Here is a 20,578-nt window from a genome sequence, read left to right as displayed (position 1 = left end):
TCCACCGGAGCCTAAAATGACGCAGACACCCGATATTACGCGACCGTCCAAGGACCTGATCGACGCACTGAAGGAAATCGGCGCCGCGACGGTTGCCGGCACGCTTGGCCACATGGGCTTCCGCAATCCGCACATGGTTGGTCCCGTGCCGCAGAATCGCGGGAAGTCGATCGTCGGGCCGGCCCTGACGCTTCAATTCATGCCGCAGCGGCCGGATCTCTTCAACGAAGGAGAATATGCCGATCCGGAGACGCAGTTGCACCGGCATGTGCTCTATCACGCGCAGGAGGGCGATGTAGTCGTGGTCGATGCGCGTGGCGATATGAGTTCGGGCGTCTTCGGCGATATGATGTCGACCTATTTCAAAGGCAGAGGCGGCGCTGGCATCGTGATCGACGGGTGCATGCGCGATCGGCCCAATGTCGAGAAACTGGATCTCCCCCTTTGGCTGCGCGGCTGGACGCCCAACTACCATGTCCAGACCAGCATCTACCCCAATGCCGTCAACGTTCCGATTGCCTGCGGCGGCGTCACGGTCATTCCCGGCGACATCATCGTCGCCGATGACGACGGGGTGGTGGTGCTTCCGGTTTCAATGGCCTCGAAGGTAATCGAAGAGGCACAAAAACATCACGAATGGGAAGAATTCTCGCGCGAGAAGCTTATGGAGGGTGGGTCGTTGCAGCGCTACTATCCGCTGCATGACGATGCCCGCGGAGAGTACGAAGAGTGGCGCAAAACAAACCGCTTGGGACCAACTTAGCCAATGGATTACCCCAGGCGGGCGGCGAATTTTCCGGGGTGTCACCAGGCCCGGCCATGCGCATCGGCCATTCGGAAAGTAATCTCGTGTTGGCGCAAAGATCGAACGCAGAGCTGGATGATCTCCCCTAAGCTCGACAGGCTTTTACCGGAGCGGCCGCCGAGGCCGGTATCAAGGTTCGGGATCAGTGAAACACCATCTTCGTCCGCTTCCGTACAGATCCCGTGGGTTTGGCAATATCTGTGGAAAGGGTATCTCCCATCACCTATAGTTGCCCCTTCAAAGGAGGTGGATATGACATATCACAATCCTTTCCCAGCTCGCGCAATGACGATGGGAGACATTTCTCTCCTCAGACACGCAGTCATTGTCGCGGCCGAAAGCTCGGAACGTAGTGCGGAAGCGGTCGCGCCCATCGTGTACGATCTCTACTGCCGCGGGCTTAAAGATCCGGAGAAACTTGCCGAGGCCGCGGGCTTGCTCGCCGCGTCTCGTTCCTTGAACTGACCATTACCCAGGGCGGGGCGGCGGCCGGAACCTGTCATTGCACAGGCCGGTCGCAACTCCCAGCGGAACCTTATAGCCCCACAAGGCGGCGGCCCTTTCGTGCCAACCGATATCCTTGGTTAACCGCCTAAACGAGCGAGTTCGGTGAGATAGAAGTTCAGGGACCCCGGCGTCGCCTGCCGCTAACCGTTTACCGCAGCGGCAAGGACGACAACACGAGGCAACGTGCAAAAGGACAGCCGCATCCTGCGGCCGCCTGCGGTCACGGCCTCGCGGCGAGCAAGATCGACATTTATATGCTCGTAACCCAGAATTTCCCCATCAAGCGGGTACGCGGCTTTGTAGGCCGCCTCCTTCGCGCTGTAGAGAACGCGCGTCGCAAAACGCGCTTCGACCCCCGAGAGGACATCCCCGGAAGTCAGTACAAGGGCGGCGACGTCGTCCGGCAGCGGTTCGGCCGGCTCGACATCAATGCCGAGCGAGGGCACGTGAACGCTTCTGGCAATGGCTGCGACCGCCATTTCCGCATCATGCGCGAGAGAGCCGACGAAGCCCCGGGGCCAGAGCGGTGCTCCGGCGGGGGAACGCCCTATGGGGCCCTCTTCCGCATCTTCAAGCGCCAGTAGACATCGGACAAGCGAGCGGGCGGTACCGCTCGCTCGCCGGGCCGCAGGTTGCCTGGAGGTAATGGCGGCCACTTCGTCAGGCAGGAGCAAGGCTTCGTCATTTGGGCCGATCATGCGACAACCGAGCCGGACAGTCGGCGGGGCAAGCCGCTTCATCTCCGTCAATAGCGCAGCTTCTGCCGCTCCGCCGTTCATTTGCCCGCAACCGACTTGAGAAAACCGCCAGGCTTTGCGGGATTGCCGCGCCAGATCGAGTTCGGCTGAAGGATTTCGCCTTTCATCACAAAGCAATCAACGTCGGCGAGTGCTCCATCTCCCATGGTTACGCCGTAATGAATGAAGGCCGCGGGGCCGAGGGTGCAACCGTTGCCGATGCGGATGAAATCCGACTTGAACGCGCCTTCCTCCAGCGAGTGTGCCTGAATGACGCAGCCTTCGTTGAGCGTCGCGTCGTCGCCGATCTCCACCAGCGATCTTTCTGTTAGGTTCGCGCCGCCATCGTAGACGCGCCTGCCAATCTTGACCCCTAACGCTCGCAGTATCATTGGACGGAACGGCGTGCCGGCGAAGAGCTGCACAACCGGCGAATCCGACAGCTTCCAGTGACGCTCGTGACGCCAGAAGGCGACATCGTAGATGGTGTTCATCTGCGGCTGAAGCTTTCGGAAGCGCAGGCTCGCCCACTCCAAGAAGATATGGAACGGAATGGCAAACGCTGCCGTCAGTACGACCGCGACGAACAGAGCCATCTGGGCCCACTCCGTGTAATAGTTCAGCGCCCGGTCCCAAATCGCCAATGTAATGAACAACACTGTCCATTGCGTGGCGATAAACATCAGGGCGGTCGTGAGATTGTGCCTGTTCTTGTGCGGGAGACAGCCGCGGCGTTCGGCGTCGCTGACACCTTGAATGAGTTCTTTATCGCGCTTGACAATTCGCGGGATCTCGAAAGGCGGCGAACCGAGCAGGCCCACGTTTTCGCGTAACGGTCCATCGATTGGTACCATCACTTTTGTGCCAAGCAGCACGTTATCCCCGGTCCGGCTATCCGGCGGATAGAAGATGTTGTTCCCGAAGTAATTGCGCTCGCCGACCTTGGTGTGCTCCAGCCTGAAGGCAGAAGCCGACTTGTGGACGTTGATCATGTAGAGCCCGTCCGAAACCATCGTTCCGGAACCGATCTCGCAGAACAGCGGATTGTCTTGCTGCTGATTGCTGCCGAAGTTCGAGCCGGTTTGCACCACCTTGTTAAGTTTCCAGCCAAGTGCCCGCATGTAGTGGACGATGGCGGAGCTGTCGCCGAATATCAGGTTGAGAAAGCGAGCATTGGTGGAAGCCTCGACGATAGACTGCAACCAGAAATGAAAGCCATAGAGTCGGTAGGTGCGCCCGGGCTTCAGCATTAAGCTGAACAGGCGCGGCAGCACGAGCGCGACGAAAAGCAGCGCGCTGGTGAGAGCAAAGAGCGTCACGGTCGTGCCGACGGCGACGATACCGATAGACTCCTGATAGTCGTCGCTGACATTTTGCCAGTAGCTGTGGAACCACAGAGGGAACGGGGTGACAACAGCGAAAAGTGTGATGAGCTGTACAGCCTCGTAACTAAAGCGTCGCATCTTCGAAAGGCTAAGGGTCGGGGCTTTGCAGTAATCCGCCGTGGTCGGTATCGCCGGGGATCCGTGCCAGTGGGCATCGTCTGGAATGTGCTCTCCTCGCTGCAGCGAGGACGCATGGCCGAGCTGTGCTCGCTCCCCAACGGATGTATCAATATCAATCACCGAACCTACGCCGACGAAGGCGTCGCGGCCGATGGAGATCGATCCCGTATGAATATAGCCGGCCTGAGCGCGATAGCCGAGGATCATGGATTCCTTGCGCAGTATGGCGTTGTCCCCGATGGAGATCAGGTCGGTGCAGACCGGGATCGTGCGGGACTCGATGGTAGCGTTGCGGCCGAGACGGGCACCGAGCAAGCGAAGATAGAGGTTGTAAAGCGGACTGCCGCGAAAGAGGACGACCGGCGCTGTACGTATGAGCGTCTTGACCACCCAGAAGCGGTAGTAGCGAAGACCCCAAATCGGAAAGCTCTCTGCTTTCCAGCGGCCGACGAGCAGCCACTTCATCGCAACGGCAAAGCCTGACATACCGAAAAAAACCGCTGCCGACAATATTGCACAGCGCAGGTAGAGCTGAACCGGGTCGTCGAGCGTGTCATAGACCCAGTTGAGCCCATAGTTCAGCATCCAAAGATCGAAATAGCCGAAGAGGCAATAAAAGGCGATCTGCGCGGCGCCGCTGGTCCAGTAGGCGAGGTTCGAGGCGCGGTGATTGAGGACAGGCTCCTCCACGGGTATCGCCTTGTCCTCAGGGCCGCGCAGGTGTCGCGCCAGAGCGGCGACCGTCGGATTGAGATAGATGTCCCGCATCGAAGCGCCTGACCACTCCTGGCGTGCACGCAGGCGGGCACAGAAGCGCGCCATCAGCAATGAGTTCGCGCCGAGATCATCAAAAAAATGATCCTCAACGGAGATGTCGTCCATCATCAGCACTTCGCCCAGCGCCACCACCAGATAGCTCTCGTCATCGGTGGAGGGGAGGACTTCCTTGCGCCCTGTGCTGAGCCGGAGGCCCATCGGCTTTGGCAGCCTCCCCGTATCCACCTTATCGGAGACTGTCATTGGCAATGCCACAAGCTCCTCAAGGAATGAGGGTACCATGTACTCCGGTAGGCGCCGGCGCAGTTCTTTAGCAAGATGGGCGCGAGAAAGAGTTCCGGTACCGGATTTTAGCGCATAATAACCAACCAGCTCCAGGCGGCCGGGCTCGACCTCCCAAGTGGTGACGGCGGCCTGCGCTATATCGGGCTGGTCGAGCAAGGCCGTCTCGATTTCACCCAGCTCGATGCGATAGCCGCGAATCTTCACCTGTGTATCGATTCGGCCGTGATATTCGATTTCGCCGTCTGTATTTATGCAGCCAAGATCGCCGGTACGGTAGATGCGTTTTGAGGGATTATTAGGCAGATCGAGAAAGTCAGGAATGAATTTCTGTGCCGTCAGATCCGGCCGATTGAGGTAGCCGACTGCAAGGCCGATGCCGGCAATGCCGATTTCTCCAAATTCCCCGGCCGCCGCCAATCGCGGCGCTTCGGCATCAAGGATCACGATAGAATAAGAGGGCAGCGGCGACCCGATGGTCACGCGGCGCTCGGGCGTCAGGTAGCCCATGGTCGCGGTCACCGTCGCTTCAGTCGGGCCGTATGTATTAAGGATGCGGCGGCCCGGTTTCGACCAGCGGGTCACGAGATTCTGCGGACAGGCTTCGCCGCCCACGAGTATGGTGTGCAAGCTCGGCACATCGCTTTCCAAGGACGACAGCAGCGTCGGCGAGCAGGCCATGCAGGTAATGGCGTTAGCGCGAAGGAAGTCGCCGAGTTCCTCGCCTACCAGCGTCATGCGGCCGGGCGCGGGGACGATCGTGGCACCGGCGACAAATGGCACCCAGATCTCTTCGGTGGAGAAGTCGAAGGCGATCGTCATGCCCTGATAGACACGGTCGCCCGGTCGATAGCCATATGCTGCGGCGGCAACGTCAACGAAATTGCAGATGCTTTGGTGGCGCACCGCCACGCCCTTGGGTCGGCCGGTCGTCCCGGATGTATAGAGGATATAGCAGATATCGTCGTCGGATCCGACGATATTGAGCGGGCTGTCCGATTGACGGGCGGTCTCCGGACAGTTGGCCGCAATCACGATATGTGGAACGGAAAGCGCCGCCGCGCGCGCCACATGCTCGGCCATTGTGACGACGAAACGAACATCAGCGTCCTCGATAATCAAAGACATGCGCTCTTCGGGGAAGGCAGCTGCAAGCGGTACGAAGGCCGCCCCTAACTTCATGACAGCGAGGATCGCTATATACGTCTCGGCCGACCGCTCGAGCAGCAGGGCTACCCGGTCTCCGGGCTTGACGCCGCGCAGGGCGAGTAAGCGCGCAAGGCGGTTCGCCTCAGCGTCAATTTCAATGTAGGTCCACATGCGCCCGCCGTCTATAACGGCTGGCATCGCGCCGTAGCGCTCGGCACAGCGCTCGAACAGGCTGGAGAGCCGTTCGCCTGGCAGGGAAACGTTCCGTGGATCAGGGCCACATAGGATCTGCGGCACCGCACCGCGCTCCGTCACCTCCGAATGGCCCGAATTGAGACCGCGCACATGGATCCCCGCGTCGTTCATGTCTAATATCCTGCTTGTACTGTATCCAGCGACGTGACGTTGGCGATCTCGCTTCCTTGCCGATGCAGGGATCGCCTGTGGCGCCGGCGTACAGTTTGCGGCCGTCGTCATTGTTAGCTTCGCGCGCCTTACGCGAGATTTCGTGAAAAGAAAAGCAGCTTTGTTGGGCGCGTCAAAGCAGGTCCCACTGCTATGAAACGAACTGCGTCAAGAGCGCTCCCTGGACTGAGACTGCCGCCCAGCAGACAGATGCTGCGCAAGTGAAGATCGGGGCCTTGCCCGCCAGCGCCCGCCGGTTGAGACGTTCGCTGTGTTGCACGAGCCGGGACCGGAAGATCTCCCTGAGTTTCGCCACTTCTCCCGCGCCGAAGACATGGCTGGTCGCAAGCAGAGACTGAGACGAGGAAATCGCGGAACCCAGACGCCGCAGACCTGAGATATCCGCTAACCGGCGGAAATGTCGACGCCATTCCGAGAATGCGCCGCTGAGACTGGTTTCGCTGGACTGAATGGTAGCGGGAGGCAGAATTGAACTGCCGACCTCAGGGTTATGAATCCTGCGCTCTCACCAACTGAGCTACCCCGCCACAGGGACTGCGGAAGTTCCGGCGTGGCCGGTTCCGCTTTGGTCGTGCGGCTTATAAGTCCCCCGTCACCAAAGTGTCAAGCAGGGTCTGGGCAAAAACCGACGGCAATTTCGTGAGCCCCGGTTAGTGCACGTTTCAGGCAGCGACGGGTGTCGAAAGCAGAGCCTTCAGGGCGATTTCGGCCTCGGCTGCGCGTTCCGAACGCTCGATGAAACCGCCGCCATAGACGCGCGCATCCGCACCTTCGGCCGAATAGAGCACGCAGGCCTGGCCCGGAGCGACGCCGGCCTCGCCGATCGCCAGATCAACATAGACGCCGTGTTCGTCGGAATGGAGGACCGCCGGCGTCGGCGGACGGGTCGAGCGCACCTTGGCGAAACAGGCAAATCCGCCCTTGGTATCCTCGCCAAGCGCACCGTCGCCGATCCAGTTGACGTCGCGCAGATAGACGCGATGGGTATCCAGCGCTTCCTTCGGCCCGACGATCACCCGGCGCGAGCGAGCATCGAGATAAACGACGTAGAGCGGCTCGCCGGTGGCGATGCCGATGCCGCGGCGCTGGCCGATCGTATAATGCACGATGCCTTCGTGGCGGCCGAGCACGCGCCCGTCCATATGCACGATATCGCCGGCGAGTGCCGCGTTCGGCTTCACCTTGCTGATGATATCGGCATATTTGCCCTGCGGCACGAAACAGATATCCTGGCTGTCGGCCTTCTTGGCGACAACAAGGCCCATCTCCTCGGCCAGCTCGCGCACCTGCGCCTTCGACATGYCGCCGAGCGGGAAGCGCAGGTAGTCGATCTGCTCCTGGGTCGTTGCGAACAGGAACCAGCTCTGGTCGCGATCGCTGTCGATCGGACGGAACAGCGCGCGGCGGTTCGGATTGCCCGGCGACGGATTGGCGGACGAGCGGATATAGTGGCCGGTGGCCAGCGCATCAGCCCCCAGTTCTTTGGCCGTCGCCAACAGATCGGCGAACTTGACCGTCTGGTTGCAGGCAACGCAGGGGATCGGCGTCTCGCCCATCGCATAGGCTTCGGCGAACGGGTTGATCACCGTTTCACGGAACCGCTTCTCGTAATCGAGCACGTAATGCGGGATTCCGAGGGTTTCGGAAACACGGCGCGCGTCGTCGATGTCCTGGCCGGCGCAGCACGAGCCGGCGCGGTGCACGGCCGCCCCATGGTCATAGAGCTGCAGCGTGATGCCGAGCACGTCATAACCCTGGCGTTTGAGCAGACCTGCGACGACGGAGGAATCCACTCCCCCCGACATGGCAACGACAACACGTGTGTCTTCCGGCCTCTTGTCAAAATCCAGCGTGTTCACGGAACTCTCTCGGTATCTCGAAGCCACCCGTCCAGATGATTGAAGCGGCGTGTTGAAGACCTGCGGCGGGATCGGCCGTCGAAGGCGATTATTGCCGGATATAGAAAGGATTTGTGGCCTGCGCAAGGAGGAGCGCGAATCGGCTCATCGGCCGGGCAGTTTTTCAAGCCGGGCCCAGAGGCTCCTGGTCATCCGCCCGAACTCCGTCTCGGGCACCAAGCTGCCGACGACGAAGATGCCGGCAAACAGCGTGCAGAGGGCGATGAGGCCGAAATAGAGCCTGACAAGAGTGCCGTGCTCCGCATAACGCAGGAACAGGCCACCATCGCCGAACAGGAAAATTTCCTGCCCGGCCATTGCCGAGGCAACCGCATAGGCCAGGTATCCGATGCCGCCAAGGAAGATCGCCCAGTTCAGTACCATCGCCCGTCTCCGCGCCTAGGCGGGCTATTCTAGGCCGCCGGCATGAACAAACGGTCAAGACCGCAATCACGACTGCAGCACGCCATGCCGTACCGCCTTCCCGGCAGCCGTCCTGACGCTGCTGGCCGCACCTTCCGCCCGCACCCGCGGGAGGCTTGCCGGATATTCGCGCTGAATGAAGTCGATGATCTTCTCGCGGACCTCGCATCTGAGATCGAAGGTTCTCGGAGCATTGGAGGCCGAGACGAGAATGCGGATCTCCATGACATTTTCCCGAAAATCCGTCACCTGCACGGCAACCACCCGCTTGTCCCAGAGTTTTGACGCTGCGGCAATTTCCTCGACCTTGCGGCGCACCGCACTCACCGGAACCGAATAGTCGAGATAGATCATCACCGTGCCGATCAGCGCCGTACTGTCGCGCGTCCAGTTCTGGAACGGCTTTTCCATGAAATAGCTGAGCGGCAGGATCATCCGCCGCCAGTCCCACAGTTTCACCACCACATAGGTGGAGGTGATCTCCTCGACATTGCCCCATTCGCCCTCAACGATCAGTGCGTCGTCGATGCGGATCGGCTGGGTGATGGCGAGCTGGATGCCGGCAAAGATGTTCTTCAGCACCGGTTGCAGCGCAAGGCCCAGCACGACGCCGGCGACCCCGGCCGATGCGAGCAGGCTGACCCCATATTGCTGCACGGCCGGGAAGGTCATCAGCATCGCGGCGATGGTGATCGCCACGATCATGAAGCTCGCAATCCGCTCAGCGATCCGCGACTGGGTGACATGGGTGCGGGCGAGCAGATTGTCTTCCGCATCGAGCTTGAAGCGGCGCAGATAGACGATCATCCATACATGCAGGGCGATCTTCACCATCCAGCCGACGACGATGATGAAGCCGAGCAGCAGCAGGTGACGTATCACCTCCGCCTGCCCGGCACTCAGCGGGGCAATGGTCGCGCCGAGCGACAGCGTCCAGGTGAGGATCGCCAGCCGCATCGGCCGCCGCGTGCGCGATACCAGCGACCGCCAGAACAGGTCCTTGTTCTCGACCAGCCGCGTCAGAAAGCGAAATCCAAAACGCTGGATCGCAAGCCCGATCAGAAATGCAATGGCCATGACACCGCAGCTGACAAGCCAGTCCGGCAACCAGGCCGTATCATTCCGGAATTCCTGAATGAAGCGTTCCATACCTCCTCAGCTAGGGTGCGATGCAGCATCGGAAAGAGCGGCCGCAAAAATTTCATGATTTGAGAGTCTTCTTGGCCTGGGGTGATTTGTGGCAACAGGGCGATCAGGACGGAGAGACAATGCAATTCGACCTCATGCGCTTTGTCGACGCGCAAGCGCCGGTCTATGGGCGCGTCATCGGCGAGCTGCGCGATGGCAAAAAGCGCTCCCACTGGATGTGGTACATCTTCCCGCAGGTGGAGGGGCTTGGCTTCTCGATCATGTCCCAGCGCTTCGCGATCGGCTCGAGAGCCGAGGCGACAGCCTATCTCGAACATCCCCTGCTGGGACCCCGGCTCACCGAATGCACCGAAGCGATGCTGTCCCATCCGGATCTTTCCGCACACGTGATCCTCGGCTCGCCGGACGATATCAAATTCAAGAGTTCGATGACGCTGTTCGAGGCCGTCAGCAAAAAGGGCTCGCCTTTCGGCAAAGCCCTTTCGCAGTTCTTTGATGGCGAGCGCGACGAAAAGACCGTCGCGCTGCTTCGAAGTTAGGCGGCCGCCTGGATCGCCGAGAGCTGCCAGTCGTTGGCGGGCTTGCGCACGAAGGTCCAGACTTCGACGGTTTCGGTCACCGCGTTCGGATCGCCTTCGGCGACTGCGCCGGTCTTGCGGTCCTTCATGTAGTCGACGCTCGAATAGCGCATCGCGACGGTCGCATAGTCCTGGCCGTTTTCGCGCCAGGCTTCGGCGAGGTCGCCCTGCAGCAGCTTCACGTCCTTCACCTCGTTCTTGACGCCTTTGGTAGCGTTCTCGCCGAGTTCTTCCGCCAGATAGGACATCGCCTCCGGCGTGGTGAGGCTGCGCAGCTTGGCATAGTCCTCTTCGCCATAGGCAGACTGGACGTTGGTCAACAGCTTCTCGAACTGGTCGAGGTCGCGGTTGGTGATGCCGATCTCGTCGGTTTCCGGACCGGCCTGACGCGGAGCGGCATTTTGGCCGCCGCCAAAACCGCCCTGCCCGCTGCCACCCAGCGACCCGATCTTCGGGATCTGGAAGGACGAGGTGTTCTGGCTCGGCGCATCATAGGCGTTGCGCTGCTGGCCAAACCCGGTGTTCATGCCCCCTGCCGGGCCGCCGGCCGTCTGCTGACGGCGGGCGAACCAACGGAAAGCCAGCATGGCGAGACCGCCGATCAGCGCGATCTGCAGCAGCATGCCAAGCATGCCGGCCATGCCGCCAAAACCGGTACCCATGAACATGCCGATCAGGCCGCCAAGAGCGAGACCGCCGAGCAGGCCGCCGAACATACCCCCGAAGAGGCCGCGACGAGGCTGCTGCGCTGCCTGCTGACCAAAGCCGTTCTGTGGCGTCGTGGCGTTCTGCTGCGTGTTGGGCGTCATCGACCGGTTGATGCCGGTCGGCGCCGTGGGCGCGGTATTTGTGGTCGCCGGAGCCGAGAATGTGCGCGTGCCGCGGCTGCCAAAACCGCCGCCGCTGGCGCGGCGCGCCTCAGCCAAATCCACGGCGGTCAAGGAAACCGCCATCCCGATCGCCAGGATCGCGAACAGGTTCTTGAAACGCCGAAGCTTCGATAACATCGTTTTCTCCTCATAAACCGCTCTATCGCGGTGTTCCCGGTCTATATAGCGACGGATGGTCCCGGATTTTAGATCCGCCATCCGTTTTTCCCGTCGAAGTAGATAACCAAGTTTGAAACGGGAGCCAAGCTCCAAAAATACAGCTCAAGGGTGTAATTTTCATATTGACCTGCGACATCCCGGCGCGGGCCTTCTTGCCCCGAGAGATTGTCCTTGCATCCCGCATTGCGCGGCATGCGGAATGCCATTACCTTTTGGCAAGGCACACAAATGCAAAGGAGGTTGCCTATGACACCGCGGGACGCCTGATCCGGCACTATCAAGACTTCTGCCTTTCAAAGGGCATCGATTTCGAAACCTTTGAATCCGTAAGGCCGCATGACGCCACCACGCTCTTCTGCAGCGCTGGCATGCAGCGGTACAAACTCCTCTTCTCCGATCCTTCCCATGAGGGAACCGTCGCAAACAGCCAGGCATGCCTGCGTCTGGGCGATCTGGACGAAATCGGAGACGGAACCCACTTCCTTCACTTCACCATGCTTGGCCTCTTCTCCTTCCGGGAGATGAGCGTTGGCGGTGCCATCGATTTCTGGCTCGAGTTCTTGGCGACGCTCGGTCTTGTGCCGGATCACGTCACCATCCATCCCGATCGCCTGGCCGACTGGACGCCGCTTTACCGCGGACGCCTTCCGATCGTCCCCGATCCGGAATGTACCTGGAGCGATGGCAGCATTACGGGATACAGTACCGAGTTCTACAAGGATGGGGTGGAAATCGGAAATATCGTCAATCCGCTTGGAACCTGCATCGATGTCGGCTTCGGCGCCGATCGTCTCGACATGCTCATCAACGGCACGCCGCCGGAGGATGTGCGCGAAACGCTCGGCAGTGCGATCATGAAGATCATCGAAAGCGGCTACCATCCGGGAAACAGGCAACAGGGTTACGTCCTGCGCAAACTGCTCCGCCGCCTTCATCGGATGGGCGGCACGCTCGACCATCCCTTCTTCATCGAGGAGGGCGAGCGCCAGGACCGGCTTCGGGCCAGATATCTCCACCTGCGGGAAAGGCATCCCGGCATGAGCCCAGAGTGGTGGTTCGACACCCATGGCATCGAGCTCTCCGACATGCAGGATATGCCGGACGGATAAATGACGAAGGCCTCCGGCGGTGTTTGCCGGAGGCCTTCGTATTGCTCGGAAAACCCTCACGACCATGACGGTCGTGAACAGCTTTCGTGACCTCAGTCGACGTTGAACGCCAGCGGCTTGGCCTGGCGGACTGCCGGATTGGCGGTCAGTTTCGCCAGCACGTCGGCCGGAACCGGACCATCGACATAAAGGAGAGCGATCGCATCGCCGCCTTCCTTGTCGCGGCCGAGATGGAAGTTGGCGATGTTGACGCCGGCATTGCCGAGCGTCGTGCCGATGAAGCCGATCATGCCGGGAACGTCGGTATTGGCGATGTAGACCATGTTGGCGCCGACATCCGCATCGAGGTTGATGCCCTTGATCTGGATGAAGCGCGGCTTGCCGTCGGAGAAGACGGTGCCGGCAACCGAACGGGTCATCGTGTCGGTGGTGACGGTAAGCTTGATATAGCCGTCGAAGACGCCCGACTTGTCGCGCTTGGCTTCGGAAAGGATGATGCCCTTTTCCTTGATCATGATCGGCGCCGAAACCATGTTGACGTCGGAGACCTGCGAACGGATGAGACCGGCGAGCAGCGCGCTCGTCAGCGCCTTGGTGTTCATGCCGGCCGTCGAGCCGTCATAGAGGATCTCGATTTCCTTAATCGCATCCTCGGTGACCTGGCCGACGAATGCGCCGAGCACGTCCGCCAGACGGATGAACGGCTTCAGCCGCGGCGCTTCCTCCGCCGTGATCGACGGCATGTTGATGGCGTTCGAGACCGCACCCTTGATCAGGTAGTCCGACATCTGCTCGGCGACCTGCAGCGCGACGTTTTCCTGCGCTTCCGTGGTCGATGCACCGAGATGCGGGGTGCAGACGACGTTTTCGAGGCCGAACAGCGGGCTTTCGGTGGCGGGCTCGACTTCGAACACGTCGAAGCCAGCACCGGCGACATGGCCGGACTTGATGGCTTCGGCAAGCGCTGCCTCATCGACGAGGCCGCCACGGGCGCAGTTGATGATGCGAACGCCCGGTTTGGTCTTGGCAAGCGCCTCCTTGCCGAGAATGCCGCGGGTCTTGTCGGTCATCGGCACGTGCAGGGTAATGAAGTCGGCGTGGGCCAGAAGCTCGTCGAGCTCGACCTTGGTGACGCCCATTTCCTCGGCGCGCTCGGCCGACAGGAAGGGGTCATAGGCAAGAACATGCATGCCGATGCCGATCGCCTTCTTGCAGACAATGCCGCCGATATTGCCGGCGCCGATGACGCCGAGCGTCTTGCCGGTGATCTCGACGCCCATGAAGCGCGACTTTTCCCACTTGCCGGCCTGGGTCGAGGCATCGGCTGCCGGAAGCTGTCGGGCAACGGCGAACATCAGGGCGATGGCGTGCTCGGCCGTGGTGATCGAGTTGCCGAACGGCGTATTCATGACGATGATACCGCGCCGCGAGGCGGCCGGGATATCGACATTGTCGACGCCGATGCCGGCGCGGCCGATGACCTTGAGATTGGTCGCGGCTGCGATCAGCTTTTCGGTCGCCTTGGTGGCGGAACGGATCGCAAGGCCATCATAATTGCCGATGATCTCGGCAAGTTTTTCCTTGTCCTTGCCGAGCTTCGGCTGGAAATCGACTTCGACGCCGCGATCGCGAAAGATCTGGACGGCGGTTTCCGACAGTTCGTCGGATACGAGAACGCGAGGTGCCATCAGTAGGCCTCCTGAAAAAGTTTCTGTCGTGAATGAGGAAATGGGCTCCGCTTCATCAGCGGAGCCGGATACGCGACCTGCTTTAAGCGGCGGCCTTGGAAAGCGCAGCCTTCTGCGTTTCGAAAGCGTAGGTGAGCCAAGGCATCAGAGCCTTCATGTCGGCTTCTTCGATCGTCGCGCCGGCCCAGATGCGAAGACCGGAGGGCGCATCCCGATAGGCACCGATGTCGAGCGCGACGCCTTCCTTTTCGAGGATGGACACCATGCCCTTGGCAAAGGCTTCCTGCGCGTCGGTATCGAGAGCGGCGACATCGGCGTCGGCGATCTTGAGGCAAACGGAGGTGTTGGAGCGCGTTGCCGGGTCGACGGCGAGGTTGTCGATCCAGGCATTGGCGGCCACGAAATCGTGGATGACCTTTGCGTTGGCATCGGCGCGCGCGATCAGGCCTTTGAGGCTGCCGACCGACTTTGCCCAGTTGAGCGCGTCGATATAGTCCTCGACGCAGAGCATCGACGGCGTGTTGATCGTCTCGCCGACGAAGATGCCTTCGATCAGCTTGCCGCCAGAGGTGAGGCGGAAGATCTTCGGCAGCGGCCAGGCAGGCACGTAGGTCTGCAGGCGCTCGACGGCGCGGGGGCTGAGGATCAGCATGCCATGGCCGCCCTCGCCGCCCAGAACCTTCTGCCAGGAGAAGGTGACGACGTCGAGCTTGGCAAAGTCCATGTCCTGGGCGAATGCCGCCGAGGTGGCGTCGCAGATGGTCAGGCCCTTGCGGTCTGCCGGGATGAAGTCCGCGTTCGGGACCCGGACGCCGGAGGTTGTGCCGTTCCAAGTGAAGACCACGTCGCGGTCGAAATCGACCGTGGAAAGGTCCGGAAGCAGGCCGTAGCCGGCTTCGATCTTGCGCGCGTCCTTGAGCTTCAGCTGCTTGACGACGTCGGTGACCCAGCCGGCGCCAAAGCTTTCCCAGGACAGCATGTCGACGCCGCGCTCGCCGAGCAGCGACCAGAGCGCCATTTCGACGGCGCCGGTATCGGAGGCCGGCACGATGCCGATGCGGTAATCCGCCGGCACGCCCAGAATTTCACGGGTGAGGTCGATGGCCTGCTTGAGCTTTGCCTTGCCGACCTTGGCACGGTGCGAACGACCGAGAGGGGCATCGGAAAGCGCTTCGAGCGACCAACCGGGGCGCTTCGAGCAAGGGCCAGAAGAAAAGTGGGTATTGTTCGGACGCAGGTCCGGTTTTGCGGCGTTTGCCATATGGCTATCCTTCCAGATAGATGGCCTCTCGTTGGGGAGAGGTGTCCCGCCGCTGTGGTTATGCCTGAGCGCCTTCACAGTCAAGCGGGTAATGTCGCCCACGGACAGATTTCTGCCGCAGCTTTGCCGCCGCAAACGCAAAAAGCCGCCCGGAGGCGGCTTTCGCTTGGAGATGGATAAACCTTACTTGTAGACGATCGGCTGCGGCGGGGGCTCGTAAGCCGGCGGCGTGTCGCAGCCGCCAAAGATGTAGCGGGCACCGACGCGGGCTTCATGCGAATAGAAACCCTTGTCCTTGCCCGGGCCGCCGCCCGTTGAGTAACCGAACATGTCGCCGCCGGCAACCTGACGGAAGCGGTAGCCGACATCGGCCTTGACGTTGCAGGTGATGTCGATTGACGCGCCGGCCATGAGCGCGTAGGTGAAGCGCCAGCTCTTTTCGCCGCCATGGCTCACTTCCGCGTCGCAACCGCCGCCAGCGTCGTCGCAGGACGTGTTGCGCAGGTTCGACCACTTGACGTAGGTGCCGCCGATACCGGCACCGACATAAGGCGTGAAGTAGCCATAGGTGCCCAGATCGACATAGGCGTTCGCCATCAGCGAGTAGGCATGCAGGGCAGCGAGGTCCGTTGACGTGCAGGCGGGGCCAGAGCCGCAACTTCCATGAGTAGAACCCCGGAATTTGCTGTCGAACATATAGTCGAGGGTGACGTCGGTGCGCAGGTAGCTGTTGATCTGGTAACCGACACCGCCCCCGAGCGTGAAAGCATCACGCAGATCGGAACGGTCGAATTCGGCGATCGCCACACCAGGTGTACCGGTACCCTGGTAGAAGTCCGTGCCGCGCGACTTTTTGAAGGAATAACCGACGTCACCGCGAAGGTACCAGCCGGTCGCTTCCTGAACGGTCACTTCGGGCGCATCCTGATAGGGCTCCGGCTGCGGCTGATAAAGATCGGCAGAAGTGGCGGCGCTCGCCGTCAGTGTCAGCGCAAACACGCTGGCCAGCAACTTTCTCATGGGTTCATCTCCAAAGCTCGTATCGCGTATGGCATGCAAGGCGGGCAGCCAACGGGTTGATCCGCTAGGGATGATGATCGACAAAGGTTAAGTCTCGCTTAACCATGCTCGTTTACCGCGCGTTTTCCTAAAACCGCCGGCAACTCTACAATTAAACTTATGTTGAAAGAGTTGGACAAGGCGCTCGCGCCGAACGGATTCCTCTTTTGTAGGCTGACCGAGCAAGGCAGGCCAAATCCACGCTAGCCGCCAAACTATTGACTTCACTTACTTTAGTAGAATCGGCGTTAGCAAAAGGTAATTTAAGCTTAGATAAACAATTAATTCTTTATAAACTATAGATGCATACTTTTAGCATATTCGGATCTGGGAAATACCGGGGGATCTGCAGGGGCCGAATGAGTGGAGGGCGTTTGCCGATGCGTTTCAATCGGGGACTCCTTGTTCACCGAACAAGCAATTTCAATCAAAATTGCCGCGATGAAATATCCTGATGCTCTTCCGGAGAAGATCGACCACGTATAGCTGCGACGCGAGGCGCCGCAAAAGAAAGAACTGTCCATGAGCAATGTCAAAACATTCGGCATAGCATTCCGACTGGCTGTCGGGTTCGGCTTTTTGCTTCTCCTGATGATCGGCCTGACTTTCTACTCCACCAGCCAGGTTGCGACGATCGACAACAACCTCGCAACCGTCAATGACGTCAACAGCGTCAAGCAGCGCTTTGCCATCAACTATCGCGGCAGCGTGCACGACCGCGCGATCGCGATCCGCGATGTGACGCTCGTCACGTCCGATGCCGAACGCAAGGAAGCCGAAGCGCTCATCGGCAAGCTCGCGGCCTCCTATGCGGAAAACGAAAAACGCATGGCGGACATGGTCGGCGCCCCCTCCGGTGCAACGGGTCAGGAAAAGGTAATATTGGCTGAAATCGCCGACATTCAGTCGAAGACCAATCCGCTGGTCGCCCAGATCATTTCACTGCAGCAGAAAGGTGATGGTGAGGCGGCGCGCAAGATCCTGCTGGAGCAGGCCCGTCCCCTCTTCGTCTCCTGGCTCGGAGCGATCAACAAGTTCATCGACTATCAGGAGGCGCTCAACAAATCGATCGGCGGCGATGTCCGCAACGCTGCGAGCGGCTTTAGAAACCTTGCGCTGGCCGCCCTCGGCATAGCCGCGCTGCTTTCGATCATTGTCGCCTTCTTGACTGCCCGCTCGATCATCGGACCACTCTCCAAGCTGCAGCAATCGCTGAAGGCCATGGCGGCGGGCAGCCTCGAAGGCGACCGGACGATCGAGGCACGCGGCGACGAGATCGGCATGCTCGCCCGCGCCGTGGCCGCCCTGAGGGATGCCATCTCCGTCAACGCGGAACGCGCAGCCGATGCCGAGGCGAAACGGACCGTCGGCGAACGTCAGAGGCTGGAACAGGAAGCGACCGAGCGCAACGCGGTCGCCGAACAAACGAGCCAGGCAGTCCGCCAACTCGCCGACGCCCTACAGGCTCTGGCAAACGGCGACCTGACGCGGGAGATCAACACACCGTTCATTCCCTCGCTTGATCAGTTGAGGGCCGACTTCAACGCCGCGGTGGCGAAACTTCGCGAAGCGATGCAGAAGGTCGCCGCAAATGCGAGTGCGATCGCCGCCGGTGCCCAGGAAATCCGCTCAGCCTCCGACGACCTTGCCAAACGCACCGAACAGCAGGCGGCCTCTGTCGAAGAAACCGCTGCAGCCCTGGAAGAGATCACCACCACGGTTTCCGACTCCAGCCACCGCGCCCAGGAGGCTGGCAACCTCGTGCGCATGACCAAGGAAAATGCCGAGCGTTCCGGCCGGGTCGTCCGCGATGCCGTCGACGCGATGGGCAAGATTGATTCGTCTGCCGTCGAGATCGGCAACATCATCGGCGTCATCGATGAGATCGCTTTCCAGACCAATCTGCTTGCACTGAACGCCGGCGTCGAGGCCGCCCGTGCCGGCGAGGCCGGCAAGGGTTTCGCGGTGGTGGCGCAGGAAGTGCGGGAACTCGCCCAGCGTTCCGCCAAGGCGGCAAAAGAGATCAAGGAACTGATCCACACCTCCAACGACCACGTGAAGAACGGCGTGGCGCTGGTGGGAGAAACCGGCAAGGCCCTGGAACAGATCGTCGTTCAGGTCCAGCAGGTCAACGGCAATGTCGAGGCTATCGTGGAAGCCTCGAAGGAACAGTCGACCGGCCTCAAGGAAATCAACACGTCGGTCAACACGATGGATCAGGGAACGCAGCAGAATGCGGCCATGGTCGAGGAAACAACCGCAGCGGCGCATAGCCTTGCCCGGGATGCGGAGGGCCTGTTCCAGCTCCTGTCGCAGTTCCATATCGGCGGCGGCGCTGTGACCGGAACCTCGTCACATCGCGGCTCGCCCGCACTCGCATCCGGCACCAGCCGCCCGACCACATCGCCTGCCCGCAGGATGGTCGCGAAAGTCGCGCAGTCATTCCAGGGCAATGCCGCCGCTGCAAAGCAGGATTGGGAAGATTTCTAAAGGCAGCAAGGACGGGGATTTCCGGCGATCCGGAGCTCCCCGTAAAAAATAAAGGCCACCCGCGAAAACCGTGGGTGGCCTTTTTCATTGAGACTATGTCTGTCAGGCCGCGGTGCGGACGTTGGCGATGGCGCCGACCAACCCGTCGACGATGCGCTCGATCTGCCCCCGGTCATCGCCTTCCGCCATCACCCGGATCAACGGTTCGGTGCCGGACGGGCGGATCACCAGGCGGCCCTTGGCGGCGAGCTCGGCTTCCGCATCGGCGATCGCCTGGCGGACGATCTGGTCCTCCAGCGGCTTGCCGCCCTGGAAACGGACGTTCTTCAGAAGCTGCGGCACGGGATCGAAACGGCGGCAGATCTCGCTGACCGGCCGGCCAAGGCGCTTTGCCCGCGCCAGGACCTGCAGGCCGGCGACGAGGCCGTCACCGGTCGTGCCGAAATCGGAGAGTACGATATGGCCGGACTGTTCGCCGCCGACATTGAAATCATGTGTGCGCATATGCTCGACGACATAACGGTCACCGACCTTGGTGCGTGCCAGATCGAGGCCCTTGCCGTTGAGGAAACGTTCGAGCCCGAGATTGGACATCACCGTCGCGACGATGCCGCCGCCTTTCAGCTTCTGATCCTCGGCCCAGCTCTCGGCAATCACAGCCATCAGCTGGTCGCCGTCGACGATCTCGCCGCGCTCGTCGACGATGATGACGCGGTCGGCATCGCCATCGAGCGCGATGCCGATGTCGGCGCGCACTTCATGCACCTTCTTCTGCAGTGCTTCCGGGCTGGTCGAGCCGCAGTCGAGATTGATATTCGTACCATTGGGCTCGTTGCCGATGGTCACAACCTCCGCGCCGAGTTCCCAGAGCGCCAGCGGAGCAACCTTGTAGGCCGCGCCATTGGCGCAGTCGATCGCGACCCGCAGGCCATGCAGGGTAACGTCGCGCGGCAGCGTGCGCTTGACGTGTTCGATATAGCGGTAGATGTCGCCCTCGACGCGCTTTGCCCGGCCAATGTCGCCGGACTTGGCGAGCTGCGAATGCAGGTCGCTGTCGAGCAGGTCCTCGATGCGCATCTCCAGCTCGTCGGACAGCTTGTAACCGTCCGGACCGAACAGCTTGATGCCGTTGTCCTCATAGGGATTGTGCGAGGCGGAGATCATCACGCCGACATCGGCACGCAGCGACCGGGTGAGCATGGCAACAGCCGGCGTCGGGATCGGCCCGAGCAGGAAGACGTCGAGGCCGGCAGCGGTGAAACCCGCCACCATGGCGTTTTCCAGCATGTAGCCCGAGAGGCRTGTATCCTTGCCGATCACCACCCGGTGGCGATGATTGCCGTTGCGAAAAATCGTGCCGACGGCGATGCCGACGCGCATCGCAAGATCCGGCGTCATCGGGTGGATGTTGGACTGTCCGCGAATGCCATCGGTGCCAAAATAGCGGCGTGTCATGTAAGCTCCTTCGTCATCGCGCCTGAGCGTCGCGGTCTTAAGCAGGGAATCGAACCCTGCAATATGTTAGACGGCAAAACCGGCCTGAAGCTTGGCTCATGCCATAGTTTAACGGCACAAGCACATAAATTAGCGTCAAAATCGATTATATCCCGTTACTAATAAATAAACCCTTCCAAGCAAAAGCCGCCATGGATCGCTCCACGGCGGCTTTTGATGTTAGTAGCAAAG

At 60.8% G+C, this 20,578-nt stretch carries 15 protein-coding genes and 1 tRNA gene; 5 read left to right on the top strand and 11 right to left on the bottom strand.

Features of this window, described 5'->3' with window-relative positions:
- Positions 1-16: 16 nt before the first annotated feature.
- Together AC1D3C_RS12755 and AC1D3C_RS12750 are read left to right on the top strand one after the other, a co-directional pair.
- Complete coding sequence (locus tag AC1D3C_RS12755) at positions 17-763, top strand: ribonuclease activity regulator RraA (RefSeq protein ID WP_247135828.1); 747 nt, start codon at positions 17-19, stop codon at positions 761-763.
- 294 nt (positions 764-1,057) lie between these two features.
- Positions 1,058-1,270, top strand: a complete 213-nt coding sequence (locus tag AC1D3C_RS12750) for a hypothetical protein (protein ID WP_038544821.1) — start codon at positions 1,058-1,060, stop codon at positions 1,268-1,270.
- Between the two features lie 182 nt (positions 1,271-1,452).
- On the opposite strand, the gene AC1D3C_RS12745 is transcribed toward AC1D3C_RS12750, so the two are convergent.
- The 6 genes from AC1D3C_RS12745 to AC1D3C_RS12720 form a co-directional block, all read right to left on the bottom strand.
- Positions 1,453-2,010, bottom strand: a complete 558-nt coding sequence (locus AC1D3C_RS12745; protein WP_477483251.1) for a 4'-phosphopantetheinyl transferase superfamily protein — start codon at positions 2,008-2,010, stop codon at positions 1,453-1,455.
- Positions 2,011-2,087: 77 nt separating this feature from the next.
- Complete coding sequence (locus AC1D3C_RS12740; protein ID WP_477483140.1) at positions 2,088-6,128, bottom strand: Pls/PosA family non-ribosomal peptide synthetase; 4,041 nt, start codon at positions 6,126-6,128, stop codon at positions 2,088-2,090.
- A gap of 510 nt (positions 6,129-6,638) precedes the next feature.
- Positions 6,639-6,715, bottom strand: a tRNA-Met gene (locus AC1D3C_RS12735).
- A gap of 135 nt (positions 6,716-6,850) precedes the next feature.
- The gene (gene mnmA, locus AC1D3C_RS12730; protein WP_477483139.1) at positions 6,851-8,047 is read right to left on the bottom strand and encodes a tRNA 2-thiouridine(34) synthase MnmA; all 1,197 of its coding nucleotides are present in this window, start codon (positions 8,045-8,047) and stop codon (positions 6,851-6,853) included.
- A gap of 144 nt (positions 8,048-8,191) precedes the next feature.
- Positions 8,192-8,470, bottom strand: a complete 279-nt coding sequence (locus AC1D3C_RS12725; RefSeq protein ID WP_477483138.1) for a hypothetical protein — start codon at positions 8,468-8,470, stop codon at positions 8,192-8,194.
- A 66-nt stretch (positions 8,471-8,536) separates the two neighbouring features.
- Positions 8,537-9,658 carry a mechanosensitive ion channel family protein gene (locus tag AC1D3C_RS12720; protein WP_477483137.1) on the bottom strand — a complete coding sequence of 374 codons (1,122 nt, stop codon included), beginning with the start codon at positions 9,656-9,658 and terminating at the stop codon, positions 8,537-8,539.
- A gap of 119 nt (positions 9,659-9,777) precedes the next feature.
- Between AC1D3C_RS12720 and AC1D3C_RS12715 the strand changes: the two genes are divergently transcribed.
- Positions 9,778-10,197 (top strand): DUF1810 domain-containing protein, encoded by a 420-nt coding sequence (locus AC1D3C_RS12715; RefSeq protein ID WP_247135832.1) that lies wholly within the window; start codon positions 9,778-9,780, stop codon positions 10,195-10,197.
- On the opposite strand, the gene AC1D3C_RS12710 is transcribed toward AC1D3C_RS12715, so the two are convergent.
- A complete protein-coding gene (locus AC1D3C_RS12710) occupies positions 10,194-11,243 on the bottom strand; it encodes a Tim44 domain-containing protein (protein WP_477483136.1) in 1,050 nt (349 codons plus the stop codon). The genes AC1D3C_RS12715 and AC1D3C_RS12710 overlap by 4 nt on opposite strands.
- 254 nt (positions 11,244-11,497) lie before the next feature.
- Here AC1D3C_RS12710 and AC1D3C_RS12705 point away from each other — a divergent pair, with 254 nt between their 5' ends.
- Complete coding sequence (locus AC1D3C_RS12705; protein ID WP_477483135.1) at positions 11,498-12,394, top strand: alanine--tRNA ligase-related protein; 897 nt, start codon at positions 11,498-11,500, stop codon at positions 12,392-12,394.
- Positions 12,395-12,486: 92 nt separating this feature from the next.
- Here AC1D3C_RS12705 and serA read toward each other — a convergent pair whose 3' ends face one another.
- The 3 genes from serA to AC1D3C_RS12690 all read right to left on the bottom strand — a co-directional run bounded on the left by serA (position 12,487) and on the right by AC1D3C_RS12690 (position 16,363).
- Positions 12,487-14,082, bottom strand: a complete 1,596-nt coding sequence (serA, locus tag AC1D3C_RS12700; protein ID WP_247032217.1) for a phosphoglycerate dehydrogenase — start codon at positions 14,080-14,082, stop codon at positions 12,487-12,489.
- Positions 14,083-14,164: 82 nt separating this feature from the next.
- The gene (locus tag AC1D3C_RS12695; protein ID WP_038544839.1) at positions 14,165-15,343 is read right to left on the bottom strand and encodes a phosphoserine transaminase; all 1,179 of its coding nucleotides are present in this window, start codon (positions 15,341-15,343) and stop codon (positions 14,165-14,167) included.
- A gap of 183 nt (positions 15,344-15,526) precedes the next feature.
- The gene (locus AC1D3C_RS12690) at positions 15,527-16,363 is read right to left on the bottom strand and encodes an outer membrane protein (protein ID WP_038544842.1); all 837 of its coding nucleotides are present in this window, start codon (positions 16,361-16,363) and stop codon (positions 15,527-15,529) included.
- 561 nt (positions 16,364-16,924) lie between these two features.
- On the opposite strand from AC1D3C_RS12690, the gene AC1D3C_RS12685 reads away from it, so the two are divergent.
- Complete coding sequence (locus tag AC1D3C_RS12685) at positions 16,925-18,892, top strand: HAMP domain-containing methyl-accepting chemotaxis protein (protein WP_477483134.1); 1,968 nt, start codon at positions 16,925-16,927, stop codon at positions 18,890-18,892.
- Between the two features lie 102 nt (positions 18,893-18,994).
- Here AC1D3C_RS12685 and glmM read toward each other — a convergent pair whose 3' ends face one another.
- Positions 18,995-20,347, bottom strand: a complete 1,353-nt coding sequence (gene glmM / locus AC1D3C_RS12680) for a phosphoglucosamine mutase (protein ID WP_477483133.1) — start codon at positions 20,345-20,347, stop codon at positions 18,995-18,997.
- Positions 20,348-20,578: the final 231 nt, after the last annotated feature.

Source organism: Neorhizobium sp. P1_A6 (assembly GCF_056406795.1).
Note: the sequence above shows the minus strand (reverse complement) of the source record. Positions and strands in the feature narration are given on the sequence as shown.

What these genes read in the sequence shown, in the direction of transcription:
- AC1D3C_RS12755 (WP_247135828.1), top strand. Translation starts at nt 17, where the DNA reads ATGACGCAGACACCCGATATTACGCGACCGTCCAAGGACCTGATCGAC.
- AC1D3C_RS12750 (WP_038544821.1), top strand. Translation starts at nt 1,058, where the DNA reads ATGACATATCACAATCCTTTCCCAGCTCGCGCAATGACGATGGGAGAC.
- AC1D3C_RS12745 (WP_477483251.1), bottom strand. Translation starts at nt 2,010, where the DNA reads ATGATCGGCCCAAATGACGAAGCCTTGCTCCTGCCTGACGAAGTGGCC.
- AC1D3C_RS12740 (WP_477483140.1), bottom strand. Translation starts at nt 6,128, where the DNA reads ATGAACGACGCGGGGATCCATGTGCGCGGTCTCAATTCGGGCCATTCG.
- AC1D3C_RS12725 (WP_477483138.1), bottom strand. Translation starts at nt 8,470, where the DNA reads ATGGTACTGAACTGGGCGATCTTCCTTGGCGGCATCGGATACCTGGCC.
- AC1D3C_RS12720 (WP_477483137.1), bottom strand. Translation starts at nt 9,658, where the DNA reads ATGGAACGCTTCATTCAGGAATTCCGGAATGATACGGCCTGGTTGCCG.
- AC1D3C_RS12715 (WP_247135832.1), top strand. Translation starts at nt 9,778, where the DNA reads ATGCAATTCGACCTCATGCGCTTTGTCGACGCGCAAGCGCCGGTCTAT.
- AC1D3C_RS12710 (WP_477483136.1), bottom strand. Translation starts at nt 11,243, where the DNA reads ATGTTATCGAAGCTTCGGCGTTTCAAGAACCTGTTCGCGATCCTGGCG.
- serA (WP_247032217.1), bottom strand. Translation starts at nt 14,082, where the DNA reads ATGGCACCTCGCGTTCTCGTATCCGACGAACTGTCGGAAACCGCCGTC.
- AC1D3C_RS12695 (WP_038544839.1), bottom strand. Translation starts at nt 15,343, where the DNA reads ATGGCAAACGCCGCAAAACCGGACCTGCGTCCGAACAATACCCACTTT.
- AC1D3C_RS12690 (WP_038544842.1), bottom strand. Translation starts at nt 16,363, where the DNA reads ATGAGAAAGTTGCTGGCCAGCGTGTTTGCGCTGACACTGACGGCGAGC.
- AC1D3C_RS12685 (WP_477483134.1), top strand. Translation starts at nt 16,925, where the DNA reads ATGAGCAATGTCAAAACATTCGGCATAGCATTCCGACTGGCTGTCGGG.